This window comes from Nostoc cf. edaphicum LEGE 07299, assembly GCF_015207245.1.
GTDB lineage: Bacteria > Cyanobacteriota > Cyanobacteriia > Cyanobacteriales > Nostocaceae > Nostoc > Nostoc edaphicum_B.
Map to the genome: position 1 here is coordinate 1 of NZ_JADEXF010000087.1, position 8717 is coordinate 8717.

Below are 8717 nucleotides of genomic sequence, written 5' to 3' on the forward strand. Positions count from 1 at the left end.
GCGTCCTTCAGGGCGGGGACGTAAACCCGACCAAGTACGGAGAATAGTTGCTGTGGCTAATTCTGGACAAAATGCGATCGCTTGTTCTTTAACAGATTCCAACAGTTCTTTATTTGGCGGTATCTCATCGCCATTGCTGGGAAATTCCACTGTTGCGCCTACCCAATAATCTCCACCGCCCACAGGAACAATATGGACATCGTTACCGGTTATCGCTGGCTGGAAGTCGGGATTGCCTAATGGATGCCTTATACGCATTTGCAAGGCTTGCCCAAGTACAGGACGGATATCAATTATCTGATTTAATTTTGCCGTCAGTGGTGTTGAACCTAGCCCTGCTGCAATTACAAACCAATCCGCGGCTATTTTTCCTTCTGTAGTCTCAAGTTGATCGCAAAATTGTAGAGAAGATTCAGGTGTTGAGGTTGGGGCATCCAAAACAGTCACGCCAAATTTGAAAGTTACACCATTTTGCTGGGCAACTTCAACTAAAGCTAACGTCAGGGCAGTTGGATCGAGTTGGCGGTCTTGGGGAGAATAGACAGCGCCAGTAATTTTTTCGCAATCAACTTGAGGACAGATATTCTGGAGTTTAGTCGTATCCCAAATTTCTAAATTCCAGCCTTGAGAGTGGCGAATTTCTACTAGTTTTTCCCATGCTGACATTCCCTCTAGGGAAGAATCAGACAAAAGCATGAGAATTCCCTGACGATTAAAAGGGATTTTGCGACCTGTTAAAGCTTCTAGTTCAGGAATCAAGGTTTCATAGCGTTGGATGCTAGTTTGTCGCATCTGCCAAGCTTTACCCTTAATTTTTTGGCTGATTGCGCCCATCAAAACGCCAAGTGCAGCGCCCGTGGAAGCTTGTGCTGGTGGTTGGCGATCGCAAACTGTAATTTTCAGCCCTTTTATTAGACTCAGTTCGTAAGCGATCGCAGCTCCAACTACACCACAACCGATAATAACTACATGACTCATTGCTGTTTTGAGGCAAAGATGGGGAGATGTGGGAGATGAGAGAACAGGGGGAGCAATTTTTACTCTCCCTCATCCTCCTCATCCCCCTTTGCTCATCTTACCTTGGGCTTAACTTGCCTCTGCTTCACTGCTGGTATTAGGAAGCAAGTCGAAGAATTTGTCAATCTCTGCAAAAACAGCTTGGGATTGATTCAAGGCAACTAGAGGATTGCCAGCACTGGTAGCTTTATCAAGCTTAACCAAATCATTAAACAAATCTCGTGTTATTTGACGTGCTTTGGGTTGGTCATTGGGTAGAAGGTTGGAAGTGACATAAGTCAGGTTCAGCCTTGCTTCTGTCATGGGCCCATGTATAAAGTTACGCACATTAATCCAATCACCTCTTTTAATCAGGGTTGTCAACTCTTGTGAGCGATTGCGCACAGCCTGAATTTCAGGAACATAAGCCTGAATTTTTTCAAGTTGTACTGCTGTGTAAGTCGGAGGTGCTACCGCAACACCAGGGCCACTACAACTAATCAGGAATGTGGCCAATAGTACTAGGAAAAATGAAAAAATCGAGCGTTGACGCACCATATATTGAACTTAATTGCTTTTGGTTTACCGATTCACAGTGTCATTTTAGATCGCTAGCGCAGTTAATCGTTCTTGTCAGCCAAGGATTTTGCAGAAAATCTTGATATTTTCTCTAAAGAGCAGAGTTCCGTCTGCTTTTGAAGAATTTTTAAGTACAATTACTTAATAGGTGTTAGCCAGTCCCAAAAAGAAGCGATTTTTGGCATCTGTTTAGTAACGAGGATTGTTAGGGAAGGATGATTTAGAGTTGCTAAATATCAAAGCTCTTGATAAGCTGAAACACCAATAATATAAGCCTTCTGGCGGTTTTTCTGTCTTCACATCCTTGAAGATGCCGACGCGATATAGGAGTGTTTTTTAGTGAACGCAGCTGAACAGGCAACGAACCTTGAACTCGCCAGCAACATTGCCACGGTAGTTAATTTGTTCAAATTTGAGTTTCCTGATGCCAAATCCGATCTCAAACCCTGGAAGAATGACCCGGAAACCAGGGAGTTAGTCGATCCAGATTCTATAGATATTGGCTTTCACTTTCCTGGTATTAGCAAATCTTGGCGAAGTCGCAGTATTTTAATTCAAATCCGATTTTATCAAGATCCCATCAACAATTCCCGGCGTGCGATCGGCGTGGAGGTAGCTGGATTCGATCATCGCGGTGAAGCGTGGCGACTTTCTACGGTAGAAAACTGGAGTGTTGTCGGCGCATCTTCGCCTTCTGATGAAATCGAGGATAAGCTCAAACAAATTTGCCGACAGATTTTAGAAGTTTTTAATAAACCAAGTGATAATTACTAATTCGTAATTCGTAATTCGTAATTAAAAGGGTACGCCAGCTCAGACTCCATTTTTAATTCAATGGCTAACAAGACAATGGAGGGTAGAACCCCTCACTGATTGCAACTAAGAATTAAGGTAGCGTAGCGTAAAGCATTTACCATAGCTTCTCTAAGAAACGCAACGCGACTGCTTAGAGTAAGTTCTTGATTGTCACGATCAATTACGAATTATCTGGGCTTTGGCTTTAAAAAATAGTGCAGCGTTCAGTTTTAGTTTTGTTTCAGGTGAGCCGAAATAGGCTCTATGAGTAGCTAGCGTGCATCTGGAAAAAGGAATTGAAAAAATACTTAGCTTCAAAATATAAAAAAGAAACTGTCAGGGCAAAAATAATGTCTTGGCGGAGGTAAGTTGTCTAACACCGCATAAATACATAAAAAAGACGCAATCATTTTAACACCGGTTAACTAGCAAAGTAAAACCGAAGTTAAAATTTTTTTTCCCTAAATTTCGGTGCTTATATATTTTTCCATCGCTGAATTTAGAAATTTTTTCCCACAATGTAGTGGCAAAATTGGTAACTCAATACTTCAGGAACAGGGTATGAATAATAAACCGATGAATCAAAGCCAACAAATCACAGCGGATATCAACTCAAGAGATACCTATCAGGGGCAAAAGTGGTTAGTAGAGGAACGAGATGCCTGTGGTGTAGGTTTTATTGCTCATCGCCAAAATCATACCAGCCACGAAATTGTCAAAAAAGCCTTAGCTGCTTTAGCCTGCTTAGAACACCGCGGAGGTTGTAGCGCCGATCGCGACTCTGGTGATGGTGCTGGAGTATTGACAGCTATCCCTTGGGAGTTGTTTCAACAAGACTTTGCCGAAAGTGGAAAGGAATTTCCATCCATCAATAATATAGCTGTTGGGATGATCTTTCTACCACAAGACCAGGAAGCAGCACAAAAAGCTAGGGCGGCAGTTGAGCAAGTGGCTGCTGAAGAAAAATTCACTTTACTTGGTTGGCGAGTTGTACCAGTTAAACCTGATTTACTTGGGGTACAAGCAAGAGAAAATCAACCCCAGATCGAACAAGTTTTGTTAGCTTCTGTTGACAAAAGCGGCGATGAATTAGAACGGCAATTGTACATTACCCGCCGCCGAATTAGTAAAGCTGCAACTAACATCTCAGAAGAATTTTATATTTGTTCGTTGTCAAGTCGCACAATTGTCTACAAAGGCATGGTGCGTTCCGCTGTCTTGGGCAGCTTTTATGACGATTTAAAAAATCCAGCTTACAAAAGCGCCTTTGCTGTTTATCACCGCCGCTTTAGTACCAATACCATGCCCAAGTGGCCCCTAGCCCAACCGATGCGGCTTTTGGGTCACAACGGCGAAATCAATACCTTATTGGGTAACATCAACTGGATGATGGCACGAGAAGCTAGCCTGAATCATCCTGTATGGGGCGATCGCATCCAGGAACTCAAGCCATTAGTTCATATTGATAACAGTGACTCAGCCACTCTAGACAACGTAGTGGAATTACTGGTTTGCTCTGGACGCAGCCCCTTGGAAGCCTTAATGATTATGGTTCCAGAGGCTTACCAAAATCAGCCTTCTTTACGTGAATCTCCAGAAATTGTTGATTTCTACGAATATTACAGTGGTTTGCAAGAAGCTTGGGACGGGCCAGCACTTTTAGTATTCAGCGATGGCAAAAAAGTTGGTGCAACTCTAGATCGTAATGGTTTAAGACCAGCTCGTTACGCGATCACCAAAGATAATTACATTGTTGTGGCTTCCGAAGCTGGTGTGGTGGACTTTCCAGAAGCCGATATTGTCGAGAAAGGTAGACTAGGACCAGGGCAAATGATTGCCGTGGATTTAGAAAATCATGAAGTGCTGAAGAATTGGGAAATTAAGGGGCGCATCGCCAAGCAGCATCCTTATGGAGAATGGCTGCAACAGCATCGTCAAGAATTAAAGTCATTGGTCATTGGTCATCCGTCATTAGCAAATGGCAATGGCAATGGCAAAGGACAAATGACAAATGACTCAGGACAATTGACTATTGACAAGCAAACCTTACTTCAGCGTCAAACTGCCTTTGGTTACACCACAGAAGATGTAGAAATGGTGATTCATCCAATGGCGATCGCCGGTTCTGAACCAACTTTCTGCATGGGTGATGATATTCCTTTAGCGGTGCTGTCACAAAAGCCCCACCTGCTTTATGACTATTTCAAACAGCGCTTTGCTCAGGTGACGAACCCGGCGATCGATCCCCTGCGGGAAAAGCTAGTAATGTCTCTGAAAGTTGAATTAGGTGAAAGGGGTAACTTATTAGAGCCTAAGCCAGAATATGCTCGGAGATTGAAACTTGAATCGCCAGTGTTAACGGATGCAGAATTAGAGGCAATTAAGCTGTCAGGATTTGCCACGGCTGAGTTGTCAACTCTATTTGCGATCGCCAGCGGCCCAGAAGGATTGAAAGCCGCAGTACAATCTTTGCAAGCACAAGCAGCTGAGTCAGTCCGGGCAGGTGCAAAGATTTTAATATTAAGCGATCGTGATCGGGTCAATGACAGTCTCAACACAGAATATACCTACATTCCTCCCCTATTAGCAGTGGGTGCGGTGCATCACCATCTGATTCGTGAGGGGTTGCGAATGAAAACATCCCTGATTGTGAATACTGCTCAATGTTGGAGTACCCATCACTTTGCTTGTCTGATTGGCTATGGTGCTGGCGCAGTTTGCCCGTACATGGCTTTAGATACGGTGCGTGATTGGTGGTCTGATCCCAAAACTCAAAAGTTAATGGGTGTGCAAAAAATCCCCACCCTCACCCTAGAACAAGCTTTAGGAAACTATCGCAAAGCAGTAGAGTCAGGTTTGCTCAAAATTCTCTCCAAAATGGGAATTTCTCTGCTCTCCAGCTATCAAGCAGCCCAAATATTTGAAGCTATTGGCATCGGTGGAGATTTAATCGACCTGGGATTTCGTGGGACGACTTCCCGCATCGGTGGTTTGAGCATTACCGAACTTGCTGATGAAGTGCTTTCCTTCCACGTCAAAGCTTTCCCAGAACTAACGACCAAGAAGTTAGAAAACTTGGGTTTTGTGCAGTACCGTCCTGGCGGCGAGTACCACATGAATAGCCCCGAAATGGTTAAGGCGCTGCATAAGGCTCTAGATGGTAAAAACTATGACCACTACGAAGTTTACAAAAAGCACCTCCAAGGCAGACCAGTAACAGCTTTGCGAGATTTACTAGATTTCCAAGGCGATGCCTACGGCGGCAAGCTACGCACCCCAGTTCCTCTAGAAGAAGTGGAATCGGTATATGAAATAGTCAAGCGCTTCTGCACCGGCGGTATGTCTTTAGGCGCTTTGTCAAGAGAAGCCCACGAAACTTTAGCGATCGCCATGAACCGCATTGGCGGTAAATCAAATTCTGGAGAAGGCGGCGAAGATCCAGTCCGCTACACAGTTCTAGATGATGTAGACGAGTCTGGTTACTCGCCAACCCTACCTCATTTAAAAGGATTGCGGAATGGCGATCGAGCTTATAGTGCCATTAAGCAAGTTGCATCGGGACGCTTTGGTGTCACCCCAGAGTACCTAGTCAACGCCAAACAAATTGAAATCAAAATTGCCCAAGGTGCAAAGCCTGGGGAAGGTGGACAACTGCCAGGGCCCAAGGTGAGCCAATACATTGCGATGTTAAGGCGCTCCAAGCCAGGTGTGACGCTGATCTCGCCACCACCGCACCACGATATTTATTCGATTGAAGACCTAGCACAACTGATTTTTGATCTGCACCAAATTAACCCCAAAGCAAAGGTATCGGTGAAGCTAGTTTCAGAAGTTGGTATTGGCACGATCGCCGCTGGTGTAGCCAAGGCAAACGCTGATATTATCCAGATTTCTGGACATGATGGTGGTACAGGTGCATCGCCACTCAGTTCAATTAAACATGCTGGTTCACCGTGGGAACTGGGTTTAAGCGAAGTGCATCGCGTCTTGATGGAAAATGGCTTGCGCGATCGCGTGATTTTACGCGTAGATGGTGGACTCAAGAGTGGTTGGGATGTGGTAATAGGTGCATTAATGGGCGGCGAAGAATTTGGTTTCGGCTCCATCGCCATGATTGCTGAAGGCTGTATCATGGCGCGAGTTTGCCACATGAATACCTGTCCTGTGGGTGTTGCTACTCAGAAAGAAGAACTCCGCCAGCGGTTTACGGGGATACCAGAACAAGTTGTCAACTTCTTCTACTTCATCGCCGAAGAAGTGCGTAGTTTGTTAGCCCGACTTGGCTACCGTTCTTTGTCAGAAATCGTTGGACGTGCAGATTTGTTAAAACTGCGCCCAGAGGTAAATCTCACCAAAACGCGATCGCTGAATCTCGACTGTTTACTTCAGCTGCCAAATAGCAGAGACAATCGCAGCTGGTTGGTGCATGAAGAAGTTCACAGCAACGGAGTGGTTTTGGATGACAAGTTCCTTGCCGATCCTGACATTCAGGCTGCTATTAGGGATCAGTCTACTGTCACCAAGACTTACCCAATTATCAATACTGACAGAACAGTGGGCACAAGATTAGCGGGTGCGATCGCTTCTCAATATGGTGACAGTGGCTTTGAAGGACAAATTAATCTCAACTTTACAGGTAGTGTTGGGCAAAGCTTTGGTGCTTTCAACCTCCCAGGCATAATTTTGAGCCTAGAAGGAGAAGCAAACGACTATGTAGGTAAAGGGATGCATGGTGGTGAAATCATCATCAAACCTCCAACTGATGCTACCTACAACCCATCACAAAACGTGATAGTTGGCAATACCTGCCTCTACGGTGCTACTGGCGGCATATTATTTGCCAACGGGCAAGCAGGAGAGCGCTTTGCTGTGAGAAACTCTAAAGGCATCGCAGTGATTGAAGGCGCTGGGGATCACTGCTGTGAATACATGACTGGTGGTGTGATTGTCGTTCTCGGTAAAGTAGGACGTAACGTAGCAGCTGGAATGACTGGAGGACTGGCATACTTCTTGGATGAAGACGACTCGTTCCGTGAGTTAGTCAACCCAGAAATTGTCAAAATCCAGCGGGTGATTACCGAAGTAGGTGCAAAGCAACTGCAAGAGTTAATCCAAACTCATGCAGAACGCACTGGTTCACCAAAGGCGAAGAAAATTCTACAAAACTGGCAAGAATTTTTGCCGAAATTCTGGCAGTTGGTTCCGCCTTCTGAAGCTGATAGTCCAGAAGCTAATCCTGAAAACAAAACAACTGAGTTCAGTTTAGTAACCAGTCATTAGTAACTGTAACCGTTCTCATACTCTCCCTGAAGCTATTCTCCCGCAGGAGAAGCTGCACAAACAGGTACTCTGCGAAAACCCATCCCTTTAGATGCACAAAGCAGTCGCCTGAATTTACCTCTTAAAAAGAGCGTAGAGAGAAAAAAATATTCCCCCTTTTTAGGGGGAATACTCACAGATCGACTTTAGACTAAGAACACCAAAGTGACTGAGCAATCAAATCTTGTAACAGTCCAAGTAGTAAAGTCGAGATCAGCACCCTACTGAAATCTACCTAATTGCGTATAGAAGGTATTATCTAAATACTGATAAACTGCCATAGAAAAGTTTTCACACAAGTAGGACTTGTCTATCAAAATGCTTATAGAAGAGCAAGTTCCCGATCGCAAAACTTCTGAAGAAGAACGTTTCCAAGATGATTATTATTCATACTTTGAATCTCCTGAAAATGCTACCCGATACACACCATCAGTTTGGTATCTTGATCAGGCTTTTAAGCAACGTTCATTCTCTTTGTTAGATTTGGGATGTGGCAATGGGGCTTTGAACAAATATCTACCTGAGCGATGTGACTACCTTGGCATAGACCACAGTGAAGGTGCGATTCAATACTGTTCAAAACTATACCCCAAACAGAAGTTTACTGCTAAAGATTTATCGGTAGCACTGCCAGAATTAGCTTCTGACAATCAAAAATTTGATGCCGTCGTACTAGCTGGCTTATTATTTCATAATGTTGACAAGGAAACACTAGAGCAAAACAACGATCAAGAACTAGTTCAATTCTGCTTGGACAAACTAATAAGCGACAAAGGATATTTGGTGCTTATTATACCTTTTGCTTATGGTGAACATCCATCTCATAATTTGTATGTTCGGGCAGAATGGTTACAAAACTTGCTAGAAAAACTGCTGAAAGCTGTAAAGGCAAAAATTGTTTACGAGAATATTTCTCTGCAAATTGGCTTGGACAAACAGGTTAGACAGCAGAAGACGACTCCTGACTGGTTCGTGCCCGATAGCACTACTGACTATTCCAATAAGTATGCTGGAACATATATGGCAAC

At 44.2% G+C, this 8717-nt stretch carries 5 protein-coding genes; 3 read left to right on the top strand and 2 right to left on the bottom strand.

The window, feature by feature from the left end; translation table 11 throughout:
- Positions 1-978: NAD(P)/FAD-dependent oxidoreductase (locus IQ229_RS04245; protein WP_194041570.1), on the bottom strand; the 978-nt coding region annotated here is incomplete at its 3' end.
- A 108-nt stretch (positions 979-1086) separates the two neighbouring features.
- Positions 1087-1554 carry a photosystem II protein PsbQ gene (gene psbQ, locus IQ229_RS04250; RefSeq protein WP_194041572.1) on the bottom strand — a complete coding sequence of 156 codons (468 nt, stop codon included), beginning with the start codon at positions 1552-1554 and terminating at the stop codon, positions 1087-1089.
- A gap of 360 nt (positions 1555-1914) precedes the next feature.
- Between psbQ and IQ229_RS04255 the strand changes: the two genes are divergently transcribed.
- The 3 genes from IQ229_RS04255 to IQ229_RS04265 form a co-directional block, all read left to right on the top strand.
- The gene (locus tag IQ229_RS04255; RefSeq protein WP_069070666.1) at positions 1915-2349 is read left to right on the top strand and encodes a hypothetical protein; all 435 of its coding nucleotides are present in this window, start codon (positions 1915-1917) and stop codon (positions 2347-2349) included.
- A 582-nt stretch (positions 2350-2931) separates the two neighbouring features.
- Positions 2932-7650, top strand: a complete 4719-nt coding sequence (locus IQ229_RS04260) for a glutamate synthase-related protein (RefSeq protein ID WP_194041574.1) — start codon at positions 2932-2934, stop codon at positions 7648-7650.
- A 357-nt stretch (positions 7651-8007) separates the two neighbouring features.
- The coding region (locus tag IQ229_RS04265) for a class I SAM-dependent methyltransferase (protein ID WP_228013108.1) at positions 8008-8717 on the top strand (710 nt) is incomplete at its 3' end.